Source organism: Streptomyces sp. IBSBF 2435, from assembly GCF_036815005.1.
In the GTDB taxonomy this organism is placed as follows: Bacteria; Actinomycetota; Actinomycetes; order Streptomycetales; family Streptomycetaceae; genus Actinacidiphila.
In genome coordinates this window covers 1-20,962 of record NZ_JAJSYW010000122.1, presented here as the reverse complement: position 1 = coordinate 20,962, position 20,962 = coordinate 1, and the positions used below count along the sequence as shown (strand labels likewise).

Below are 20,962 nucleotides of genomic sequence, written 5' to 3'. Positions count from 1 at the left end.
CCTCATCACGCACCCACAAACTGAGGCACGCGACGGGGTATCAACATATCTGGCGTTGACTTTTGGCACGCTGTTGAGTTCTCAAGGAACGGACGCTTCCTTCGAGACCGTTTCACCGGCCCCTCCGGGCTTTCCCTTCGTTGTGTCCCACCGTACCCGATTCCCGCACCGATTCATAATCGGCTGTTCAGTTCATCGATTTGATTTTCGGCGCACCGAAAATCGGCCCGGTGAACGGGAGATCGGGGTAGATGAGTGGCCGCTCCGGCGCCGGGAACCGGTGTGAACCAGGTCTCCCGCCGTTTTGGCGACTCGGACTACGTTACGCACGTGTGGCGGCCGAGTCAAGCTCGGCCGCCACTCAAACGTGCATTTCCGGCCGTGTCACCGGAGTTCAACCGCTCCGAGGTTGCGCTTGCCCCGGCGCAGTACGAGCCAGCGGCCATGGATCAGATCGGTGCTGGAGGGCACTTCGTCCTCGCTCGTCACCTTGGCGTTGTTGAGGTACGCGCCGCCCTCCTTGATGGTGCGGCGGGCCGCCGACTTGCTCGGGACCAGGTCCACCAGGGCCAACAGGTCGGCGACCGGTGCGAGTTCGCTCACCTCGGCCCGCGGCAGCTCGCTGAGCGCGGCGGCCAGCGTGGGCTCGTCGAGGTCGGCCAGCTCGCCCTGGCCGAAAAGCGCCCTGGACGCGGCGACCACGGCGGCGCACTGGTCGGCCCCGTGCACCAGGGCGGTCAGCTCCTCCGCCAGGGCGCGCTGGGCGGCGCGGGCCTGCGGGCGCTCCGCGGTGGAGCGCTCCAGCTCCTCGATCTCCTTGCGGGACTTGAAGCTGAAGATGCGGGTGTAGGTCGGGATGTCCCGGTCGTCGGCGTTCAGCCAGAACTGGTAGAAGGCGTACGGCGTGGTCATCGCGGGGTCGAGCCAGATCGCACCGCCCTCGGTCTTGCCGAACTTGGTGCCGTCCGCCTTGGTGATCAGCGGGGTGGCCAGCGCGTGCACCGAGGCGCCCTCGACCCGGTGGATGAGGTCGATGCCGGCGGTGAGGTTGCCCCACTGGTCGCTGCCGCCGGTCTGCATGGTGCAGCCGTGCCGCCGGTAGAGCTCGAGGAAGTCCATGCCCTGGAGGATCTGGTAGCTGAACTCCGTGTAGCTGATGCCCTGGTCGGAGTTGAGCCGGCGGGACACCGCCTCCTTGGCGATCATCTTGTTGACCCGGAAGTGCTTGCCGATGTCGCGCAGGAACTCGATGGCGGACAGGCCCGAGGTCCAGTCCAGGTTGTTGACCATGACGGCCGCGTTCGGCCCGTCGAAGGAGAGGAAGGGCTCGATCTGGGTGCGTACCCGCTCCACCCAGTCGGCGACGACGGCAGGGTCGTTCAGCGTCCGCTCGGCGGTGGGCTTGGGGTCGCCGATCAGTCCGGTGGCCCCGCCCACCAGTCCCAGCGGCCGGTGGCCCGCCAGCTGGAGCCGGCGGATCGTGAGGATCTGGACGAGGTTGCCGAGGTGGAGGCTGGGGGCGGTGGGGTCGAAGCCGCAATAGACCGTGACGGGGCCGTCGGCGAACGCCTTGCGCAGTGCGTCCTCGTCAGTGGATACGGCGATCAGCCCGCGCCACTGCAGCTCGTCGACGATGTCCGTCACGGTTCCGTGTCTCCTCGTATCAAAGGGTGGGGGTACAGCGGGTACGAGCCTACGCGGTCCCGGCTCCCGGCCGTGCTGCGGAATTTCCGCGCTTGCGCGGGGCGTGTGCCCGGTAGGGGCTGACGGTGGGGTCGCCGTCGATCCAGTAGCGCCAGGGGTGTCCGGCGCCCGCGCCGCCCACTCCGGTACGCGGTCCGGTGCGGATCGCGGCGGGGTCGGGCGGGGTGCCGGTGAGGATGCGGAACGGTCCGCCGGCGGCGCAGGCGTCGGCGCCGTCGAGGCTCCGGTCGACGGACAGGGCGGTGGCGAGCCTGGCCGGTCCCTGGGCGAGGTCGGTGTCCTTGCGCGAGGTGGGGCGGTGGGCGCGGGCGAGGTCGGTGCCCGCGGTGACCAGGCCGGCCCTGAGCAGGACTCCGCTGGGGGTGCCTTCCGGGCCGCACACCATGTTCAGGCAGTGCCACATGCCGTAGGTGAAGTAGACGTAGGTGTGCCCCGGCGGCCCGAACATCACGGCGTTGCGGCCGGTGCGGCCCCGGTAGGCGTGCGAGCCGGGGTCGTTGGGGCCGTCATAGGCTTCGACCTCGGTGAGCCGCAGTTCGATCGGGCCGTCGTCCGTACGGCGGACCAGGAGCCGGCCGAGCAGGTCGGGGGCGATCTCCAGGACCGGTCGGTCGAAGAACGCGCGGGCCAGCGGAGTCCGCTCGGGTGCGGTGGTCACGGGGCACGAGCGTAGTGGAACCAGCCGGGCGCGCTCTGCGTTCGTAGACTTCGCGCGGTTCGCCGAGGACTGGGCAGGAAACGGCAATGGAGGGTGTCCGTAATGGGCTTCAAGAAGCTGATGGCGAGTCTGGGTGCGGGTGGGGCGTCGGTGGAGACCGAGCTGTTCCAGACCGACGTCGCGCCGGGCGGTGTCGTCCAGGGGGAGGTGCGGATCCAGGGCGGCTCGGTCGAGCAGCGCATCCAGGGGCTGTCGGTGGGGCTGCGGGCCAAGGTGGAGGTCGAGGGCAAGGACGCCCAGGGCAATGACACCGAGTACCACCGCGACATCGAGTTCCACAGGCAGCAGATCGGCGGGGAGTTCGTCCTGCAGGCGGGGGCGGTCCACACGGTGCCGTTCGGGCTTGAGGTGCCGTGGGAGACGCCGGTGACGATGTTCATGGGGCGGCATCTGACCGGGATGGACGTCGGGGTGACGACCGAGCTGCAGATCGCCCGGGCGGTGGACAAGGGTGATCTGGACCCGGTGAACGTCCATCCGCTGCCGGCCCAGGAGGCGCTGCTCGATGCGTTCGGGCGGCTCGGCTTCCGCTTCCACGGCGCCGACCTGGAGAAGGGGACGCTGCGCTCGACCCGGCAGCGGATGCCGTTCTACCAGGAGATCGAGTTCCGGTCCCCCGCGGAGTACCCGGGGCTCAAGGAAGTGGAGCTGACCTTCGTCGCGGACGGCCACGAGATGGACGTGGTGATGGAGATGGACAAGAAGCCGGGGCTGTTCAGCGGCGGCGACACGTACCGCTCGTTCGTGATGGACATGCAGTCCTACCAGCAGACCGACTGGGCGGCCTACCTCCACCAGTGGCTGGCCGAGGTGGGCGGTAAGCGGAACTGGTTCTAGGGTCCTAGGCTCGGACCGAAGGCTTCACGACCGCGATCGAGAGGTGTCGAGGTGTCCGAGCAAGCGCGGCGACCGCTCCCCCATGACTTCCATCCGCCGGTGCCGGCGTTCACCGTGGTGAGCGACGATGTGACGGCGGGGGCGGTGCTCAAGGACGACCAGGTGTACGCGGCGGCCAACGCGTCGCCGCAGCTGCGGTGGGAGGGCTTCCCCGCGGGCACGCGGAGCTTCGCGGTGACGTGCTACGACCCGGACGCGCCGACCGGCAGCGGTTTCTGGCACTGGGTGCTGTTCGACATCCCGGCGTCGGTGACCGAGCTGCCGCCGGGCGCGGGGTCGGGGGACTTCCCCGGGCTGCCGGCCGGTGCGGTGCACGCGCGCAACGACTACGGGACCCGGGACTTCGGCGGTGCGGCGCCGCCGCCGGGGGACGGCCCGCACCGCTATGTCTTCACCGTCTACGCGGTGGACCAGGAGAAGCTGGGCCCCGACGCGGACGCGTCGCCCGCCGTGGTGGGCTTCAACCTGCGCTTCCACACACTGGGCCGGGCGCAGCTGGTCGCCGAGTACGAGGTGCCGGCCGGCGGCTGACGTCCGGCCGGCCGCGGCCGGCGGTTAATGCGTTGCGCCCCGGCGCGGCCCGCCGCACAGTGGTGCCTGCCCGGCTTGCCGTACGCCCCCGGTCATGCGCCCGGGCGGCCGCGGTGGACGCCGGGCCGGCCGGCACCGCACAAGCGGGGGCCGCGGGGCGTTGCGCTGGGCGGTACCACGCGCCCCCCGCGGCCTGCCGGATCCCGGTCTGGGGATCGGGTGCCCACGCCGGCCGGCGCGCTCCGGATACCGGGACGGTCATCACGTCCGGTGTCCGGGGCGCACGCTTTTCCGCTGCTCTTTCCCTCCTCCTCACCCCCGGCCGTCCGCTGTCCGCCGGGGGGAAATTGCGTTGTCCGCACGTGAACGCGCAGGCACAGTGGAGCCACTTCGCCAGGGGGGCGGAGCAGGCCCCGGGAGGTGGGCGGGATGCGTGAGACGCTGGTGCTGAATGCGAGCTTCGAGCCGCTGTCGACGGTGTCGCTGCGGCGCGCCGTGGTTCTGGTGATGCAGGACAAGGCCGTCGTGGAGCAGGCGCATCCGGGGCTGCGCATCCGCGCCGCCGAGGTGGACGTACCGCTGCCGCAGGTGATCAGGCTGCGCCGCTACGTACGGGTGCCGTTCCGACAACGGGCTCCGTGGTCGCGGCGGGGGGTGCTGGTACGTGACCGGCACCGGTGTGCGTACTGCGGGCGGCGGGCCACCACCGTGGACCACGTGCAGCCGCGGTCGCGCGGCGGCGGCGACACCTGGCTGAACACGGTGGCGGCGTGCGCGGAGGACAACCAGCGCAAGGCGGACCGTACACCGGAGCAGGCGGGGATGCGGCTGCTGGCGCTGCCGTTCGAGCCGACGCCGGCGGACGCGCTGCTGCTGGCGCTGGGCGTACGGGAGCGGGCCGGGCTGCCGGAGTGGCTGGCGCGGCCGGCCTGAGGCGGGACGCGGGGCGGCGGACGACGCCGGTGCGGGTGCCGCGGCCGGGTTCTGTCGGGTGGCGGGGTCCGGCCGGGCGGCTCATTTGAGGATGAGCTGCACGATGGCGGCGACGCCGACGACGACGATCAGGGCGCGCAGGGCGACGGGCGGCAGCCGGCGGCCGACCCGGGCGCCGATGAGTCCGCCGATGGTCGCGCCGACCGCGATGAGGCCGACGGCGGCCCAGTCCATATGGGCGACGACGATGAAGAAGATCGCGGCGACACCGTTGACGATGGCGGCGAGCACGTTCTTCAGGCCGTTGATGCGCTGGAGCGTCTCGTCGAGCAGCAGGCCCATCAAGGAGAGGTAGAGCACTCCTTGGGCGGCGCCGAAGTAGCCGCCGTAGACGCTGGCCAGGAACATTCCGGCGACGAGCAGCGGTCCGCCGTGGGCGGGGGCGGCGGTGCCGAGGCGTTCGCGGCGGGCCTGGACGGCGCGGCCGAGGCGGGGTTGCAGGATGACCAGGACGAGGGCGGCGGCGATCAGCACCGGCACGATGGCGTGGAAGGCCTTCGACGGCAGGGTGACCAGGAGGACGGCCCCGGTGGCGCCGCCGAGCAGGCCGACGATGCCGAGTCGGATCAACCGGTCGCGCTGGCCGACGAGTTCACGCCGGTAGCCGACGGCGCCGGTGATCGATCCCGGGACCAGGCCGAGCGCGTTGGAGACGTTGGCGGTCACCGGTGAAAGGCCGACGGCGAGCAGCACCGGGAAGGTCAGCAGGGTGCCGGAGCCGACGATGGTGTTGATGGTGCCGGCCCCGATTCCCGCGAGGAGGACGGCCAGTGCTTCTGGTATGGACATCTGCGCTCTCCATGATCCGTGCACAGCCTCGATCTGTGCACATCCCCCTCGGCTGTCGGGTCGAGGGGTTCGCTGTGATCATGTCATAGCGCGTGCTGCCCCCGCGGGCCGCTCAGTCCTTGTCGAAGGGGGCTGCCTCACGGCGGGGTGCGGGCTCGCGGCGGGGCGCGGGGGTGGTGGCGCCGCCGCCGTTGCCCCCACCGCCGTTGCCGTTGCCGACGCCGGGCAGGTTGACCATGCCGCCGAGGCCCTTGAGGGCGTCGTTGAGCTCGCTGGGGATGATCCAGAGCTTGTTGGAGTCGCCCTCGGCGATCTTCGGCAGCATCTGGAGGTACTGGTAGGCGAGCAGCTTCTGGTCCGGGTCGCCGGCGTGGATGGACTCGAAGACGGTGCGGATCGCCTGCGCCTCGCCCTCGGCGCGCAGGGCCGTGGCCTTGGCGTCACCTTCCGCGCGCAGGATCGAGGACTGCTTCTCGCCCTCTGCGGTGAGGATCTGGGACTGCCTGATGCCCTCGGCGGTGAGGATCGCGGCGCGCTTGTCACGGTCGGCGCGCATCTGCTTCTCCATCGAGTCCTGGATGGAGGTGGGCGGTTCGATCGCCTTGAGCTCGACGCGGTTGACGCGGATGCCCCACTTGCCCGTGGCCTCGTCGAGGACGCCGCGCAGGGCCGCGTTGATCTCCTCACGGGAGGTCAGGGTGCGCTCCAGGTCCATGCCGCCGATGATGTTGCGCAGGGTGGTGACGGTCAGCTGCTCGATGGCCTGGATGTAGCTGGCGACCTCGTAGGTCGCCGCCCGCGCGTCGGTCACCTGGTAGTAGATGACGGTGTCGATGTTGACCACCAGGTTGTCCTGGGTGATCACCGGCTGCGGCGGGAAGGGCACCACCTGCTCGCGCAGGTCGATGCGGTTGCGGATGGTGTCGATGAACGGCACCACGATGTTCAGGCCCGCGCTGAGGGTGCGGGTGTAGCGCCCGAACCGCTCGACGATGGCGGCGCTGGCCTGCGGAATGACCTGGACCGTCTTGATCAGCGCGATGAAGACGAGCACCACCAGGATGATCAGGACGATGATGATGGGCTGCATGTCCACTCCCCGCGCTGGGTTGCCCTGCGGAAATTCGGCGTATTACGACATGATCGATCTTGGCAGAGCAGCTGCCCGCCGCGGGCCGGGTTCGGCGAATTCCCGGCCCGGAAGGGCTGTTCCGCCCTCACATCACGACGGCGGTAGCTCCGTCGATGTCCACGACGTCGACCTGCTGGCCGGGGTCGAAGGTGCGGCCCTGCTCCAGCGAGCGTGCGGACCAGACCTCGCCGGCGAGCTTGATCCGGCCGTCCGAGCCGCTGTCGACCGTTTCCAGGACGACCGCCTGCTTGCCCTTGAGGGCATCGATGCCGCTGCGCTGCCCGGCGTGCTGCCGGTTGCGGTACGCGAGCGGCCGTACGAAGACCAGCAGCGCGACGGACACCACCACGAAGGTGACGACCTGCGCGACGATTCCGCCGCCGAGACCCGCGGCGGCGGCGCCCGCCACCGCGCCGACCGCGAACATCCCGAACTCGGGCATTGCCGTGATCACCAGCGGGATGCCCAGCCCCACTGCGGCTATCAGCCACCACACCCATGCGTCCACAGGCTCAATCGTAGGGGTGCACGCGGCAGTTGCGGCAGGGCGCAGGGGCGCAAAGACCGAAAGAGCCGGCCGGACCGGGGTCGCGGGGCGGTCAGGACAGCGGGAGTCCGGCCGCCGTCCAGCGGTCGCCGCGGCGCTCGACGACCAGCGGGAGGCCGAAGCACACGGACAGGTTGCGCGAGGTGAGGTCGGTCTCGATCGGCCCGGCCGCGACGAGCTTGCCCTGGCGGATCATCAGGACGTGGGTGAAGCCGGGGGCGATCTCCTCGACGTGGTGGGTCACCATGATCATGGAGGGCGCGATCGGGTCGCGGGCCAGCCGGCCGAGGCGGCGGACCAGATCCTCCCGGCCGCCGAGGTCGAGGCCGGCCGCGGGCTCGTCGAGCAGCAGCAGTTCGGGGTCGGACATCATGGCCCGGGCGATCAGGGTGCGCTTGCGCTCGCCCTCGGACAGGGTGCCGAACCTGCGGTCCAGGAAGTCGTTCATGCCGAGCCGGTCGAGGAAGGCGCGGGCGCGGTCCTCGTCGACCTGCTCGTAGCCCTCGTGCCAGGTGGCGGTCATGCCGTACGCGGCGGTGAGCACCGTCTCCAGTACGGTCTGCCGGCGCGGCATCTTCTCGGCCATGGCGGCGCCGGCCATGCCGATCCGCGGGCGCAGGTCGAAGACGTCGACGCCGCCGAGCTTGTCACCGAGGATCGAGACGGTGCCCGTGGTGGGGAAGAGGTAGCTGGACGCGACATTGAGCAGGGTGGTCTTGCCGGCGCCGTTGGGGCCGAGGATGACCCAGCGCTGGCCCTCGGCGACCGACCACGAGACGTGGTCGACCAGAGCCCGCCCGTCGCGGACCACGGATACGTCCACCAGCTCCAGCACATCGCTCATGAGCGCGTTGTCTCCCATTGCAGTCTCGTCTGTCCGGGGGTGCCTGGGGGCACGTCCCCGGAAGGATCCCCTGGGGAAAACTTACGCCACCGCACGACGGGTCCAGTCCATAGGCTGGGAGCATGCTTGATGAACCTCGCTCAGGGCGGCTGACCGCGTGGGGAAATGCCCTGCTTGCCGGACTTGCCGCTCCCGATGACGTCGCGCAGCGGATCGTGGCCCAGGACGCCGTGCACCGGATCACAGAGCTGCCGGGCGAGCACGGCCCCGTCGGGCTGACGCTGGGGCTCGGCCGGCTGCGTGCGCTGGGGGTGACCGGGCTGCGGCTGGCGCTGCCGGTCGCCGGGCACCCGCTGGGCCTGAGCGGCCCGCCGGACTTCAACGACCTGGCGCTGGAGGCGGGCGAGGCGGTGCTCACCGTCGGCGCGGCGCCGCTCGGCCTGGTGCCGGAGGTCCGGGAGGCGGGGCCGGCGGGCGATGTGCACGTGGAGGTGGAGTGGCGCTGCCTGCCGGTACGGGACGCGCCACCGGCCGATGTGCCCTCGCTGGGCGAGGCGGAGCGGGAGCTGGCCGAGGCGCTGCGGGACGCGACGGCGGCGCTCGCCGCGCTGGACGTGGCGGGCTCGGGCGGTCCGGCCGCGCACGCGGCGCTGGAGGCGTACCGGGCGCGGGCGGCCAAGGGCCGGGAGGTGCTGGCGCCGGGGTATCCGCCGCGGGCGGTGCGGGTGCTGGAGCTGGCGCAGCGGGTCGCGGCGCTGGTGGAGATCGCGGGCGACGGCCACGGCTCTGCGGTCAGCGCCTCGCAGATCGCGGCCCGCGCCGACCTGCTGCGGCCGGTGGAGCGGACCGCGCGGCGGGCGCAGGTGGCGGCGTACAACGCGTACGTGGAGGAGGCCGAGCGGCGCAGGTCGTAGCGCCTCGGCAGGGGCGTGCCCCGCGCCGGGAGGGTTCCGGCGCGGGGGGGCGCGCGAGGGCGGGTCCGGCCTACGGGTGTCAGCCGCCGGAGCCGTCGCGTACGGGTGTCAGCCGCCGACGCCGTTGCGTACGGCCCACAGCGCGGCCTGGGTGCGGTCGGCGACGTCCAGCTTCATCAGGACGTTCGAGACGTGGGTCTTCACCGTCTTCTCCGACAGCACCAGGGCGCGGGCGATCTCCCGGTTGGAGCGGCCGTCGGCGATCAGGGTGAGCACTTCGCGTTCGCGTTCGGTCAGCGCGTTGCCGCGGCCCTGGCCCGAGCCGCCGGCCTGGTCCTGGGAGAGCAGCGCGCCGGCCACCTCGGGCTGGAGCAGTACGTGCCCGGCGTGCACCGAGCGGATGGCGTCGGCGAGCGCGACCGGGTCGATGTCCTTGTAGACGTAGCCCGCGGCGCCGGCCCGCAGCGCGGGCACGACGGTGCGCTGCTCGGTGAAGCTGGTGACGATCAGCACCCGGGCGGCGTTCTGCGCGTCGCGCAGCAGCCGCAGCGCCTCGATGCCGTCGGTGCCGGGCATCTTGACGTCCATGAGGATGACGTCGGGCCGCAGCTCCTCGGCGCGGGCGGCGCCCTCCTGGCCGTCGGCGGCCTCGCCGACCACCTCGATGTCGCCCTGCACCTCCAGGAAGGTGCGCAGGCCACGGCGTACGACCTGGTGGTCGTCCACCAGCAGGACACGGATCACTTTGTCAGCCACCCGGCACCTCCAGCTCGATCACGGTGCCCCTGCCGGGCGCCGATTGCACGGTGAGCAGGCCGCCGACCCCGCCGGCCCGGTCCCGCATGGAGACCAGGCCGAGGTGCCGGCCCGCGCGGCGGACGGAGCCGGGGTCGAAGCCCCGGCCGTCGTCGCGGACCCGCAGTACGGCGCCCTTGCCGCGGCCTTCGAGGGTGACGGCGACCGTGCCTGCGTGGGCGTGCCGCAGCGCGTTGTGCATGGCCTCCTGGGCGACCCGCAGCACCGCTTCCTCCTGGGAGGCGGGCAGCGCGCGGACCTCGCAGGCCTGGAAGGTGACGCCGGCGGAGTGCACCCGGTTGAGGACTTCGGCCTGGGTGCGCAGCGTGGCGACCAGCCCGTCGTCGTCGAGGGCGGCGGGCCGCAGCTCCACCACGACGGCCCGCAGCTCGTCGGCGGCCTCGGCGGCGAGGCCGGCGACCTCCCGCAGCTGGCCCTTGGCGCGGTCCGGGTCGGTGTCGATCAGCGCCGCCGCAGCCTGGGCGGTGAGCCGCAGCGAGAACAGCTTCTGCGACACCGCGTCGTGCAGCTCGTGGGCGATCCTGGCCCGCTCCCCCGCCAGCGTCAGCTCGCGGCTGCGCTCGTAGAGCCGGGCGTTGGTCAGGGCGATGGCGGCGTGGTCGGCGAGGATCCGCAGCAGGTCCTCGTCCTCCTGGGTGAAGCCGCAGCCGGCTTCCGGCCGGCTGGGGCAGAGCTTGTTGGCCAGGAAGAGGGCGCCGAGGATGTCCTCGCCGTCCATGACCGGCATCCCGATGAAGTCCTTCATCACCGGGTGGGTGCGCGGCCAGCCGGCGAAGCTCGCGAAGTCGCGGACGTCGGCGAGGCGCTGCGGGGTGGCCTCGTGCAGCATCGCGGCGAGGATGCCGTGCTGCCGGGGCAGCGGGCCGATGGTCCTCCACTGCTCGTCGCTGATGCCGTCCACCACGAACTGCGCGAAGCCGCCGTGGTCGTCGGGCACGCCGAGCGCGGCGAATTCGGCGGCCAGCAGCTCGCGGGCGGAGGTCACGATGGTCTGGAGCACCTCGCGCACCTCCAGCCGGCGGTTCATCGCCAGGACCGCGGCGCTGACCGCTTCGATTCCGCCCCTGGGCGGCCTGCTGGACATGCCTCCACCGTACCGGCGGGGGTGACGGTCCTTATGCGCCGCAGGGACGAGCGCCGGTGGGCACTGGGACCTACGCCCTAGTGACCGCGCGGTGTACGGCGGGCGGCCGACGCGGCCGGCGGCGGTGCGTTCCTACGGTGGGCCGCACGGCGGTCGGGCAGCGGGCCGGACCGCGCCATGGCGCGCTTCGCGTTCATGGCGGCCGATACAGCGAGGGCGGGATCATGCCGGTAGCGATCATCACAGGGGCGTCGCGGGGACTGGGCCGGGCGCTCGCCGCCGAGCTGGCGCGGCGCGGCTGGCAGCTGGTGCTGGACGGGCGGGACGCGGCGGCGCTGCGGACGGCGGCGGCCGGCCTGGAGCGTACGGCGGCGGAGTCCGCGGGCGGCGGGGCCGCGGCGGCGGTACGGGCGGTGCCGGGCGATGTCACGGACCCGGCGCACCGCGTGGCGCTGGTGGCGGCGGCGCGGGCGCTGGGCGGGGTGGATCTGCTGGTGAACAACGCCAGCGCGCTGGGCGCCGAGCCGCTGGTGCCGCTGGCCGCACTGCCGCTGGCGGGGCTGCGGGCGGCGTTCGAGGTCAATGTGGCGGCGCCGCTGGCGCTGGTGCAGGAGGCGCTGCCCGCGCTGCGGGCCGTCGGCGGGGCGGTGCTGAACGTCAGCTCGGACGCGGCGGTGGAGGCGTATCAGGACTGGGGCGGTTACGGGGCGAGCAAGGCCGCGCTCGACCAGCTGTCCGCGGTGCTCGCGGTGGAGGAACCGGGGCTGCGGGTGTGGTGGGTGGATCCGGGTGATCTGCGGACGGCGCTGTACGCGGCGGCGGTGCCGGGCGACCCGGACTTCGCCGGGCGGGCGCTGCCCGAGGAGGTGGCGCCCGCCCTGCTGCGACTGCTGGACGAGGGGGACGAGGGGGCGGCCAGCGGCCGTTACACGGCGTCGTCACTGCGGGGCGGGAGGTGACCGCGGTGAGCCGAGGAGCAGACCCCCATACAAGGGGAATAGGAGTCATGGCGGACATGCAGCGCATACCGAACGTTCTGCGCGGCATGCGGGTGCCGCCGGAGTCGCTCGCGACGGCGCCGCCGGCCCGGCGGGACGGGGTGCGGCTGCTGGTCGGACGGCAGGGCGCGGGCGAGGTGGCGCACCACTCCTTCCGGGAGCTGCCCGGACTGCTGCGGGCCGGTGACGTGCTGGTGGTGAACACCTCCCGGACGCTGCCGGCGGCGGTGGACGGGGAGCTGGGCGGCGAGCCGGTGGTGGCGCACTTCTCGACCCGGCGGGACGACGGGCGCTGGGTGGTGGAGGTGCGCGACCCCGACGGCCGGGGTTCCACGGTCCGCAGGGCCGGCGGCCCCGCGGGGGCGGTGGTGCGGCTGGCCGGCGGGGGGCACCTGGTGCTCGACGAGCCGCTTGACCCGTGCGGGGACCGGTTGTGGGTGGCGTCGCCGTCGATGGCCGACCCGGTACGGCATCTGCACCGGCACGGGCGGCCGATCCGCTACGCCTACACCGAGCGGGACCAGCCGCTCGCCGCCCACCAGACGGTCTTCGCGACAGCGGCGCCCGACGGCCTGGGCTCGGCCGAGATGCCGAGCGCGGGCCGGCCCTTCACGGCGCCGCTGGTGACGGAGCTGGTCAGCCGCGGGGTGCAGATCGCCCCGATCGTGCTGCACACCGGGGTGGCCTCGGCCGAGGCGTACGAGCCGCCGTACGCCGAGCCCTACACCGTGCCGGCGGCGACGGCGTGGCAGGTCAACGCGGCGCGGGCGGCCGGCGGCCGGGTGGTCGCGGTGGGGACGACCGCGGTACGGGCGCTGGAGTCGGCGGCGGACCGGCGCGGGGTGGTGCACCCGGCGCGGGGCTGGACGGAGCTGGTGATCACCCCGGAGCGCGGGGTGCGTGCGGTGGACGGTCTGCTGACCGGGCTGCACGAGCCGGAGGCCTCGCATCTGCTGATGCTGCGGGCGGTGTCGGGGGACGCCCTGCTGGAGCGCGTCTACGCCGAGGCGCTGCGGCACCGATACCGGTGGCACGAATTCGGCGACGTGAATCTCCTGCTGCCATAAGCGTCACATAAAGCACCCCCTCGGTCACCGCAAGCGACCGAGGGGGTGCCGCTGTGTGAGGTGACCTATAGGACGTGCGTCACATACTAAGCCGCCTAGTGGAATACAAAGCGCATCCAGGCACCCGGTAATACGGGGAGGTGACTCCCCGTTCGGCGCCATCTACGAATTCGATTCGTAGCACGGTTCATTGACCCCCGTTTTGCGAGGCCCTAAGAATTCTCACGTCCGCAACCGGAAGAGGTCATTCCATGCAGCTCCCCACGATCCCGAAGATCGGCCGACTGTCCAAGAAGCACAAGATCACGGCGGCCGGTGCCGCCGCCGCGGCTGCTGTTGTCCTGGCCGTCACCGGTCTCCAGGCGACCGGTGGGTCGGCTGAGGCCAAGGGCGATCCGACCGGTTTCTCGGTCGATTCCGGCCAGCAGGTGAAGAGCCTCGACGCCCAGGCGAGCCTTGCCTCGCAGCAGGCCATCAGGAACGACGCGGCCGCGAAGAAGAAGGCCGCCGACGAGTCGGCCGCCCAGCAGAAGGCCGCCGCCGACGCGGCGGCGAAGAAGAAGGCGGCCGACACCGCAGCCAGGAAGAAGGCGGCGCACGCCGCAGCCGTCGCCAAGCAGCGGGCCGCGAACGCCGCCGCCGCGAAGAAGAAGGCCGCCGCCCGGGCCGCCGAGCGCGCCAGGGCCAAGGAGGCCGCGAACCGCTCGACGCAGCGCACCGCCGTCAAGGCCGCGCCGAAGAAGACCGTGGTGGCGGCCGCACCGAAGAAGACCGTCGCCATCGCCGCCACGCCGGCCGCGGTCGTGGTCTACCCCGACAACCTCGACGGCTGGATTCGCGAGGCGCGGTCCGTCCTGGCCGCGCACGACATCCCCGTGCCGACCTACAACGGCATTTACCGCAACATCATCCGCGAGTCCTCGGGCAACCCCAACGCCATCAACCTGTGGGATATCAACGCCCAGAACGGCATTCCCTCCAAGGGCCTGCTGCAGACGATCGACCCGACCTTCAACGCGTACCACGTGTCGGGTACTTCGTGGAACGTCTACGACCCGGTCGCGAATATCGCCGCGGCCTGCAACTACGCCTGGCACGTCTACGGCGGAATGGACAACGTCAACTCGGCGTACTGACCGGCCCGTACGAAAAGGGCGGCAGGACCGAAAGGTCCCTGCCGCCCTTTTCGCATGGCGCGTCTTCCGGCTACTTCCGCATGACCTCGGGCTCGTGCCGGCGCAGCAGCCGGGCGACGGCGACGCCGCACAGCGCCGCCATGGCGAGCAGCATGAAGACGTCCAGCACCCAGATGCCGGCGTTGTGCTTCCAGAGGGTGTCCACGGTCTGGTGCGTCTGGTCCCACGGCAGCAGCGTGTTGAGGTCGGCGGTGGCGCCGGTCGCGGCCACCGCCCAGCGGGCCGGCATCAGCCAGGCGACCTGCTCCATACCGGGCTTGCCGTAGAGCTGGAAGAGCACACCGGTGAAGACGATCTGCACGATGGCGAACATCACCAGCAGCGGCATGGTCTTCTCCGCCGTCTTCACCAGGGCCGAGATGATCAGGCCGACCATCATCGAGGTGAAGCCGAAGGCCATGATGACCAGGGTCATCTCCACCGCCGGGTGGCTGTGCAGCAGGACGCCCTCGGCGGGCATCTTCTTGCGCGGCCCGAAGCCTATGCCGCTGATGATCGCGCCCTGCACGGCGGTGATCAGCCCGAGCACGATGACCTTGGACATCAGGTACGCCGACCGCGACAGGCCGACCGCGCGTTCGCGCTCGTAGATGACGCGTTCCTTGATCAGCTCACGGACGGAGTTCGCGGAGCCCGCGAAGCACGCGCCGACCGCGATGATCATCAAGATGGTGCCCGCGTCGCGGTTCTGGTTGTGCGACCTGGCGGGACCGTAGCCCAGGCCGTCGTGCGCCGGGATCAGCAGGCTGACGACGCCGAGCACGGTCGGCAGGATCAGCATCAGGCCGATGAAGCCGCGGTCGGAGGCGATCACCGACAGATAGCGGCGCACCAGCGTCCACAACTGCGGTCCCCACGCCTGCGGTTTGGGCGGTCTGGCCACCTGGTGGGGTATGTAGGGCGCGGCCTGCGGGGCGACGGCGTCAAGGTCCGCGGCATAGGTCTGGTAATGCTGCGAACCGCGCCAGCGGCCCATCCAGTCGTAGTCGCGGTAGGTCTCGAACGCCGAGAAGACGTCGGCCCAATTGTCGTAGCCGAAGAAATTCAGCGCCTCGTCCGGCGGACCGAAATACGCGACGGCGCCGCCCGGCGCCATCACCAGCAGCTTGTCGCACAGCGCCAGTTCCGCCACCGAGTGGGTGACCACCAGGACGGTGCGGCCGTCGTCGGCCAGGCCGCGCAGCAGCTTCATCACATCGCGGTCCATGCCCGGGTCCAGGCCCGAGGTGGGCTCGTCCAGGAAGATCAGCGACGGCTTGGTGAGCAGTTCGAGCGCCACCGAGACACGCTTGCGCTGGCCGCCGGACAGCGAGGTGATCCGCTTGTCCGCGTGGATGTCGAGCTTGAGCTCGCGCAGCACCTCGTCGATCCGGGCCTCGCGCTCCGCGGACGCGGTGTCACCGGGGAAGCGGAGCTTGGCCGCGTACCGCAGTGCGGTCTTGACCTGGAGTTCCTTGTGCAGGATGTCGTCCTGCGGCACCAGGCCGATGCGCTGGCGCAGTTCGGCGAACTGCTTGTACAGGTTCCGGTTGTCGTACAGCACCTCGCCCTGGTCGGCGGGCCGGTAGCCGGTCAGGGCGCGCAGCAGCGTCGACTTGCCGGACCCCGACGGGCCGATCACCCCGATCAGCGACTTCTCCGGCACCCCGAAGGAGACGTCCTTGAGGATCGTCTTGGTGGTCTTGCCGTGCGGCACGGTCACCGACAGGCGGCGGGCCGAGAAGGAGACGGCGCCGGTGTCCACGAACTCTTCGAGCCGGTCGCCGACCAGCCGGTAAGTGGAGTGGCCGACACCGACGATGTCGTTCGGGCCGAGCAGGTGCCGCTGGACCGGCTGGCCGTTGACGTACGTGCCGTTGTGGCTGCCGAGGTCGACGATCTCGTAGCGGCCGTCGGGGTGCGCGCGGAATTCCGCGTGGTAGCGGGAGACCTGGAGGTCGGAGACGACCAGTTCGTTCTCCAGCGCGCGGCCGATCCGCATGACCCGGCCCAGCGCGAGCTGGTGGAAGGTCGTCGGGCTGCGGTCGCCTCCTCCGGCTGCCGCGGCGCCGTTCGCGGCGGGCTGCTGCGGTACGCCCTGGGGCGCCGGCGGCTGCTGCGGCCAGCCGCCGGCCTGCGGCGGTACGGCCTGCGGGTGCGGGGCCGCCTGCTGGGCGGGCGCCGCGGCCTGCTGATACCGCGGGTAGTGCTGCGGCGGCGCCTGCTGGGCCTGCGGCGGGATGTGCTGCGGCGGCGGGATGTGCGGGACCGGCTGCTGCACCGGCGGCGGGGGCGCGGCCTGCTGCGGTGCCGGCGGGTAGAACTGCTGCGGCTGCTGCGCGTGCGCGGAATGCGCGCTGTAGGCGTCGCCGCCGGCCGCCGCGACCGGCGTGCCGCCGGTGAAGCTGAGCCGCGGGCCGTCGGTGGCATTGCCGAGATTGACCGTGGAGCCGGGGCCCACGTCGGTCTGCTGGATCCGCTGTCCGTGCACAAAGGTGCCGTTGGTGCTTCCCTGGTCCTCTATCACCCAACTGCGTTCGCCACGGCGGATGGTGGCGTGCCGCCACGAAACCCGGGCGTCGTCGCAGACGAGATCGGCCTGCGGGTCGCGCCCGAGGCTGTAGGACCGGGAGGCGTCGAGCGTCCAGGTTCGGCCGTTCAATTCGAGTACGAGTTCAGGCACCCCAAGCCCCACTGTTTGTCCCCCGTGTTGTCCCCCATGAGGGGAGTCTAGAGATTGCGAACATCGGGAGGAACTATCGCAGGCCCCGGTCTCGTAACAGAAAGCGCCCTCCCGGGTACGTTCCCGCAACGAAGACATGACGGAGGTGACGGACGCCGAAACGGCGGACGGCTGCTGTCCGCGCGTTCTCCCCGTGTTCGTTGCGGCGAGTGTCCGGCACGCGGGACGGATGGTGTGGGGTCCGGGCGGGGCGGATACCGTGTGGGTACCATGAACGACGCCTCGCAGACCGCGCCTGTCGCCGCCGTTCCCGCAGCGGACGTGCCGACCCTTCTGGTCAAGATCTTCGGCAAGGACCGTCCCGGCATCACCGCCGGGCTCTTCGACACGCTCGCCGCCTACGGCGTGGACGTGGTGGACATCGAACAGGTGGTGACCCGCGGGCGGATCGTGCTGTGCGCGCTGGTGACCGCGCCCGCGCCGGGCACCGGCTCCGAGGGCGACCTGCGGGCCACCGTGCACAGCTGGGCCGAGAGCCTGCTGATGCAGGCCGAGATCATCTCCGGGACCGGTGACAACCGGCCGCGCGGCGAGGGGCGTTCGCATGTCACGGTGCTCGGCCGGCCGCTGACCGCCGAGTCGGCTGCGGCCATAACGGCGGTGATCACCGGCGCCGGCGGCAACATCGACCGGATCTTCCGGCTGGCGAAGTATCCCGTCACGGCGGTGGAGTTCGCCGTGTCCGGCGCCGAGCCGGTGGCGCTGCGCTCGGCGCTCGCGGTCGCGGCTGCGGCCCGCGGGGTGGACGTCGCGGTGGTGCCGTCGGGCCTGCAGCGCAGGGCGCAGCGGCTGGTGGTGATGGACGTCGACTCCACCGTCATCCAGGACGAGGTGATCGAGCTGTTCGCCGCGCACGCCGGGTGCGAGGCGCAGGTCGCCGAGGTCACCGCCGCGGCGATGCGCGGCGAGCTGGACTTCGAGCAGTCGCTGCACGCCCGGGTGGCGCTGCTGGCCGGGCTGGACGTGTCGGTGGTGGACAAGGTGCGCGCCCAGGTGCGGCTGACCCCCGGCGCACGCACCCTGGTGCGTACCCTCAAGCGGCTCGGCTATCAGGTCGGGGTGGTCTCCGGCGGTTTCACCCAGGTCACCGACGACCTCAAGGAGCGCCTCGGCCTCGACTTCGCCGCCGCGAACACCCTGGAGGTGGCGGGCGGGCGGCTGACCGGCCGGGTGGTCGGGCCGATCGTGGACCGGCCGGGCAAGGCCAGGCTGCTGCGCAGCTTCGCCGAGCAGGCCAGGGTGCCGCTGAGCCAGACCGTGGCGATCGGCGACGGCGCCAACGACCTGGACATGCTCAACGCGGCGGGCCTCGGGGTCGCCTTCAACGCCAAGCCGGTGGTCCGCGAGGCGGCCGACGCGGCGGTGAACGTCCCCTTCCTCGACGCGGTGCTCTACCTGCTGGGGATCACCCGCGAGGAGATCGAGGCGGCGGACGAGCTCGACGGCGTCGAGACGACCTGACTCCGGTCCCGGCGGGCGCGAGCGGCCCTGCGCCTGCTGCGGGTCCCGGCGCTACGCCTCGTGCGGGGCCCAGAAGGCGGTGAGCCGGCCGACGCCGTGCTCGACGGTCTTCCACGACCCGGTGAAGGTGACCACCGCGAAGGCCGCGGTGGGGAAGCCGCCCGTCTTCATCCGGGCGAGCGTGTCGCCCTGCGCGCTGCCCGAGAGGGCCTCGGCGAGCGCGTGCATCCCGGGGTTGTGCGCGACCAGCAGCAGCGAGCCGATGTCGTCGGGGGTCTCGTTGAGCAGCGCGAGCAGCTTGCCGAGGCTCGCGTCGTAGAGCCGCTCCTCGTAGACGGTGCGGGGGCGGTGCGGCAGCTCGTGCGCGGCGAGCTTCCAGGTCTCCCGGGTGCGGACCGAGGTGGAGCACAGGACCAGGTCGGGGGCGATGCCGTCGTCGGCGAGGCGGCGGCCCGCCATCGGGGCGTCCAGCCGGCCGCGGTCGGCCAGTGGCCGCTCGTGGTCGGGGACGGCGGGCCAGTCGGCCTTGGCGTGCCGGAGAAGGACGACGGTGCGGGGCGAATCGGCGGTCATGCCTTTCAGCTTTCCAGAAAACCCGCAGTCAGGCGCGGGATGGACGTGATCACCGGCACTGCCGGGCGGTCGCCGCGGGCGTCCGCCGGGGCGGTCACATGAGGTGGCGGAGCAAGTCCGGCAGGGCGGTGGCGATCCTGGAGAGCACGTCGCCGGTGGGCACCGCGGTCGAGGCGTCGGCGCTGCCGGCGCTGATCAGGGCCAGCAGCGCGGCGAAGGCGAGCGCGGGCAGCGCCACCGCCCACCACGGCAGCCGGGTCTGCACCTCGCCCGCCCCGCGTACGGCGGGACGCTCGGTGCCGGTCCTGGTCCGGGCCTGCCGGGCGTAGAGGTGGGGGGACTGCGTGGTCACGGTGACCGCCTCCGTGGGTGAACGTCGAAGTGCCGTTGTCTGACTGCACTTCGACGCTACGGGCGCGCGGCGGCCCGTCCCATCCGGTCGTCCACCCAGTCGACCCTGACCCTGACCCCCGAGGGATGGTGGGGTTGTCCCCACCCCCGGGGTAGGGGTCGGCGCCCGGGCCGCTGACGGCGCATCAGCTCACGGGCACGCGACCGGGGTGGTTCATCCCATGCGGGCGGCGATGACGGCGACCACGGCGACGATCGCGGGCACCCCCATCATCAGGCCGAACATCATCAGTAGCCGGCGCTGGGGCTGCGGGGGATTCGGTTCGAGTACGGGCATGGGTCCAGTCTGGCACCGGCGGCCGGGCGGGCCGCACCGGGGTCACAGTTCGTCCTCGATGTACCGGTTGCGGCCGGCCAGCACCCCGCACACCGCTTGCGGGACGACCAGCGCGATCATCAGCGCCATCGGCAGGCCCCAGCCGCCGGACGACTGGTTGAGCGCGCCGACCAGGATCGGCCCGGGGATCGAGAGCAGATAGCCGGTGCTCTGCGCGAAGGCCGACAGGCGTACGACTCCCGCGCCGGTGCGCGAGCGCATCCCGATCATCGTCAGCACCAGCGGGAAGGCGCAGTTCGCGACGCCCAGCAGCAGCGCCCAGGCCCAGGGCGCGGCGGCGGGCGCGGCCCACAGCCCGGCGAAGCCGGCCACCTGGAAGCACGCGAGGACCACCACGATCGGCCCCTGCGAGCGCATCCGCGCGGCCAGCTGCGGCAGCACGAAGGACAACGGCACGCCCATCACCATGGTCACCGCGAGCAGCAGCCCGGCCTGGCCGGCGGAGATGCCGGCGTCGCGGAAGATCTGCGGCATCCAGCCCATGGTGACGTAGGCGGCGGTGCCCTGGAGCCCGAAGAAGGCCGCCACCGTCCAGGCGGTACGGCTGCGGGTGATCCGCCCGTGCTCGCCGTTCGCGGCACCCGGCGCGGGTATCCGTACGCCCAGGTTGGAGGCGGCGGCCGGCGCCGCGGCGGCCCGGGCGCCTGCCAGCGGCAGCCAGACAAGGGCTGCCACCGCGGCGGGCAGCGCCCACACGCCCAGGCCGAGCCGCCAGCCGTGGCCCATGGTGTGGGTCAGCGGCACCGACACGGCGGCGGCCACGGCGGTGCCCAGCGACAGGGCCATCGAGTAGACACCGGTGACCGTGCCCACCCGGTGGGGGAAGTAGCGCTTGACGATCACCGGCATCAGCACGTTCGAGACGGCGATGCCGGCCAGCGCGAGGGCGCTGGCGGCCAGGAAGGCGGGGGTGCCGCCGGCGAAGGGCCGCAGCAGCAGGCCCGCGGTGATCAGGGTCATGCCGGCGCAGACGACCGCGCCGGGACCGTGGCGGCGGGCGAGCCGGGGCGCGGCGAAGCCGAACAGCGCGAAGCAGGCGGCGGGCACCGAGGTGAGCAGGCCCGCCATGGCTCCGCTCATGCCGAGGCCGTCGCGGACCTCCTTCATCAGCGGGCCGAGGCTGGTCACGGCGGGGCGCAGGTTGACGGCGGCGAGGACGAGTCCCGCGACGGCGAGCGCACCGGCCCAGCGCGGCAGCGCGGGCGGGGCGGCGGGGGCCTCCGGGGGG

21 protein-coding genes are annotated in these 20,962 nt (G+C 72.2%); 8 read left to right on the top strand and 13 right to left on the bottom strand.

Going from position 1 to position 20,962, the window contains the following annotated elements; all coding sequences use genetic code 11:
• Nucleotides 1-384: 384 nt before the first annotated feature.
• Both tyrS and V7E46_RS22370 read right to left on the bottom strand, forming a co-directional pair.
• The gene (gene tyrS, locus V7E46_RS22375; protein WP_333770088.1) at nt 385-1,644 is read right to left on the bottom strand and encodes a tyrosine--tRNA ligase; all 1,260 of its coding nucleotides are present in this window, start codon (nt 1,642-1,644) and stop codon (nt 385-387) included.
• 49 nt (nt 1,645-1,693) lie between these two features.
• The gene (locus V7E46_RS22370; RefSeq protein WP_333770087.1) at nt 1,694-2,362 is read right to left on the bottom strand and encodes a DNA-3-methyladenine glycosylase; all 669 of its coding nucleotides are present in this window, start codon (nt 2,360-2,362) and stop codon (nt 1,694-1,696) included.
• Nucleotides 2,363-2,464: 102 nt separating this feature from the next.
• On the opposite strand from V7E46_RS22370, the gene V7E46_RS22365 reads away from it, so the two are divergent.
• The 3 genes from V7E46_RS22365 to V7E46_RS22355 all read left to right on the top strand — a co-directional run bounded on the left by V7E46_RS22365 (nt 2,465) and on the right by V7E46_RS22355 (nt 4,783).
• Entirely contained in the window at nt 2,465-3,259 is a 795-nt protein-coding gene (locus V7E46_RS22365; RefSeq protein ID WP_333770086.1) for a sporulation protein, read from the top strand.
• A gap of 51 nt (nt 3,260-3,310) precedes the next feature.
• A complete protein-coding gene (locus V7E46_RS22360) occupies nt 3,311-3,850 on the top strand; it encodes a YbhB/YbcL family Raf kinase inhibitor-like protein (protein ID WP_333770085.1) in 540 nt (179 codons plus the stop codon).
• A gap of 429 nt (nt 3,851-4,279) precedes the next feature.
• Nucleotides 4,280-4,783, top strand: a complete 504-nt coding sequence (locus tag V7E46_RS22355; RefSeq protein ID WP_333770084.1) for an HNH endonuclease — start codon at nt 4,280-4,282, stop codon at nt 4,781-4,783.
• Nucleotides 4,784-4,864: 81 nt separating this feature from the next.
• On the opposite strand, the gene V7E46_RS22350 is transcribed toward V7E46_RS22355, so the two are convergent.
• The 4 genes from V7E46_RS22350 to V7E46_RS22335 all read right to left on the bottom strand — a co-directional run bounded on the left by V7E46_RS22350 (nt 4,865) and on the right by V7E46_RS22335 (nt 8,155).
• Entirely contained in the window at nt 4,865-5,632 is a 768-nt protein-coding gene (locus V7E46_RS22350; protein WP_333770083.1) for a sulfite exporter TauE/SafE family protein, read from the bottom strand.
• A 112-nt stretch (nt 5,633-5,744) separates the two neighbouring features.
• The gene (locus tag V7E46_RS22345) at nt 5,745-6,722 is read right to left on the bottom strand and encodes an SPFH domain-containing protein (RefSeq protein WP_329180178.1); all 978 of its coding nucleotides are present in this window, start codon (nt 6,720-6,722) and stop codon (nt 5,745-5,747) included.
• 127 nt (nt 6,723-6,849) lie between these two features.
• Nucleotides 6,850-7,272, bottom strand: coding sequence for an NfeD family protein (locus V7E46_RS22340; protein WP_329180177.1), 423 nt, complete (start codon nt 7,270-7,272; stop codon nt 6,850-6,852).
• Between the two features lie 91 nt (nt 7,273-7,363).
• On the bottom strand, nt 7,364-8,155 hold the full coding sequence (locus tag V7E46_RS22335) for an ABC transporter ATP-binding protein (RefSeq protein WP_329182606.1): 792 nt from the start codon (nt 8,153-8,155) through the stop codon (nt 7,364-7,366).
• 122 nt (nt 8,156-8,277) lie between these two features.
• Between V7E46_RS22335 and V7E46_RS22330 the strand changes: the two genes are divergently transcribed.
• Nucleotides 8,278-9,069, top strand: coding sequence for a hypothetical protein (locus V7E46_RS22330; RefSeq protein WP_333770082.1), 792 nt, complete (start codon nt 8,278-8,280; stop codon nt 9,067-9,069).
• Between the two features lie 108 nt (nt 9,070-9,177).
• Here the strand turns inward: V7E46_RS22330 and V7E46_RS22325 are convergent, their stop codons facing one another.
• A complete protein-coding gene (locus V7E46_RS22325) occupies nt 9,178-9,825 on the bottom strand; it encodes a response regulator transcription factor (RefSeq protein ID WP_333770081.1) in 648 nt (215 codons plus the stop codon).
• A complete protein-coding gene (locus V7E46_RS22320) occupies nt 9,818-10,969 on the bottom strand; it encodes a GAF domain-containing sensor histidine kinase (RefSeq protein ID WP_333770080.1) in 1,152 nt (383 codons plus the stop codon). Before V7E46_RS22320 ends, V7E46_RS22325 begins: the two co-directional genes overlap by 8 nt.
• A 224-nt stretch (nt 10,970-11,193) precedes the next feature.
• On the opposite strand from V7E46_RS22320, the gene V7E46_RS22315 reads away from it, so the two are divergent.
• The 3 genes from V7E46_RS22315 (at nt 11,194) to V7E46_RS22305 (ending at nt 14,170) form a co-directional block, all read left to right on the top strand.
• Complete coding sequence (locus V7E46_RS22315) at nt 11,194-11,928, top strand: SDR family NAD(P)-dependent oxidoreductase (RefSeq protein WP_333770079.1); 735 nt, start codon at nt 11,194-11,196, stop codon at nt 11,926-11,928.
• A 47-nt stretch (nt 11,929-11,975) separates the two neighbouring features.
• Nucleotides 11,976-13,034, top strand: a complete 1,059-nt coding sequence (locus tag V7E46_RS22310) for an S-adenosylmethionine:tRNA ribosyltransferase-isomerase (RefSeq protein WP_443054304.1) — start codon at nt 11,976-11,978, stop codon at nt 13,032-13,034.
• A 251-nt stretch (nt 13,035-13,285) separates the two neighbouring features.
• Entirely contained in the window at nt 13,286-14,170 is an 885-nt protein-coding gene (locus V7E46_RS22305; RefSeq protein ID WP_333770078.1) for a transglycosylase SLT domain-containing protein, read from the top strand.
• Nucleotides 14,171-14,240: 70 nt separating this feature from the next.
• On the opposite strand, the gene V7E46_RS22300 is transcribed toward V7E46_RS22305, so the two are convergent.
• Nucleotides 14,241-16,892, bottom strand: a complete 2,652-nt coding sequence (locus V7E46_RS22300; protein ID WP_333770077.1) for an FHA domain-containing protein — start codon at nt 16,890-16,892, stop codon at nt 14,241-14,243.
• A 270-nt stretch (nt 16,893-17,162) separates the two neighbouring features.
• Between V7E46_RS22300 and serB the strand changes: the two genes are divergently transcribed.
• Nucleotides 17,163-18,413: a phosphoserine phosphatase SerB gene (serB, locus tag V7E46_RS22295; RefSeq protein ID WP_329180164.1), complete on the top strand. Its 1,251-nt coding sequence runs from the start codon at nt 17,163-17,165 to the stop codon at nt 18,411-18,413.
• 51 nt (nt 18,414-18,464) lie between these two features.
• On the opposite strand, the gene V7E46_RS22290 is transcribed toward serB, so the two are convergent.
• The 4 genes from V7E46_RS22290 to V7E46_RS22275 all read right to left on the bottom strand — a co-directional run.
• Nucleotides 18,465-18,986, bottom strand: coding sequence for a SixA phosphatase family protein (locus V7E46_RS22290; protein WP_333770076.1), 522 nt, complete (start codon nt 18,984-18,986; stop codon nt 18,465-18,467).
• A gap of 94 nt (nt 18,987-19,080) precedes the next feature.
• A complete protein-coding gene (locus V7E46_RS22285) occupies nt 19,081-19,338 on the bottom strand; it encodes a hypothetical protein (RefSeq protein WP_333770075.1) in 258 nt (85 codons plus the stop codon).
• A 213-nt stretch (nt 19,339-19,551) separates the two neighbouring features.
• Nucleotides 19,552-19,674 (bottom strand): SGM_5486 family transporter-associated protein, encoded by a 123-nt coding sequence (locus tag V7E46_RS22280; RefSeq protein ID WP_329180158.1) that lies wholly within the window; start codon nt 19,672-19,674, stop codon nt 19,552-19,554.
• A 42-nt stretch (nt 19,675-19,716) separates the two neighbouring features.
• On the bottom strand, nt 19,717-20,962 hold a 1,246-nt coding region (locus V7E46_RS22275; RefSeq protein WP_333770074.1), incomplete at its 5' end, for a CynX/NimT family MFS transporter.

Coding starts and splice junctions, on each gene's coding strand:
- V7E46_RS22365 (WP_333770086.1), top strand. CDS start 2,465: ATGGGCTTCAAGAAGCTGATGGCGAGTCTGGGTGCGGGTGGGGCGTCG.
- V7E46_RS22355 (WP_333770084.1), top strand. CDS start 4,280: ATGCGTGAGACGCTGGTGCTGAATGCGAGCTTCGAGCCGCTGTCGACG.
- V7E46_RS22350 (WP_333770083.1), bottom strand. CDS start 5,632: ATGTCCATACCAGAAGCACTGGCCGTCCTCCTCGCGGGAATCGGGGCC.
- V7E46_RS22345 (WP_329180178.1), bottom strand. CDS start 6,722: ATGCAGCCCATCATCATCGTCCTGATCATCCTGGTGGTGCTCGTCTTC.
- V7E46_RS22335 (WP_329182606.1), bottom strand. CDS start 8,155: ATGAGCGATGTGCTGGAGCTGGTGGACGTATCCGTGGTCCGCGACGGG.
- V7E46_RS22330 (WP_333770082.1), top strand. CDS start 8,278: ATGCTTGATGAACCTCGCTCAGGGCGGCTGACCGCGTGGGGAAATGCC.
- V7E46_RS22320 (WP_333770080.1), bottom strand. CDS start 10,969: ATGTCCAGCAGGCCGCCCAGGGGCGGAATCGAAGCGGTCAGCGCCGCG.
- V7E46_RS22315 (WP_333770079.1), top strand. CDS start 11,194: ATGCCGGTAGCGATCATCACAGGGGCGTCGCGGGGACTGGGCCGGGCG.
- V7E46_RS22310 (WP_443054304.1), top strand. CDS start 11,976: ATGGCGGACATGCAGCGCATACCGAACGTTCTGCGCGGCATGCGGGTG.
- V7E46_RS22305 (WP_333770078.1), top strand. CDS start 13,286: ATGCAGCTCCCCACGATCCCGAAGATCGGCCGACTGTCCAAGAAGCAC.
- serB (WP_329180164.1), top strand. CDS start 17,163: ATGAACGACGCCTCGCAGACCGCGCCTGTCGCCGCCGTTCCCGCAGCG.
- V7E46_RS22290 (WP_333770076.1), bottom strand. CDS start 18,986: ATGACCGCCGATTCGCCCCGCACCGTCGTCCTTCTCCGGCACGCCAAG.
- V7E46_RS22280 (WP_329180158.1), bottom strand. CDS start 19,674: ATGCCCGTACTCGAACCGAATCCCCCGCAGCCCCAGCGCCGGCTACTG.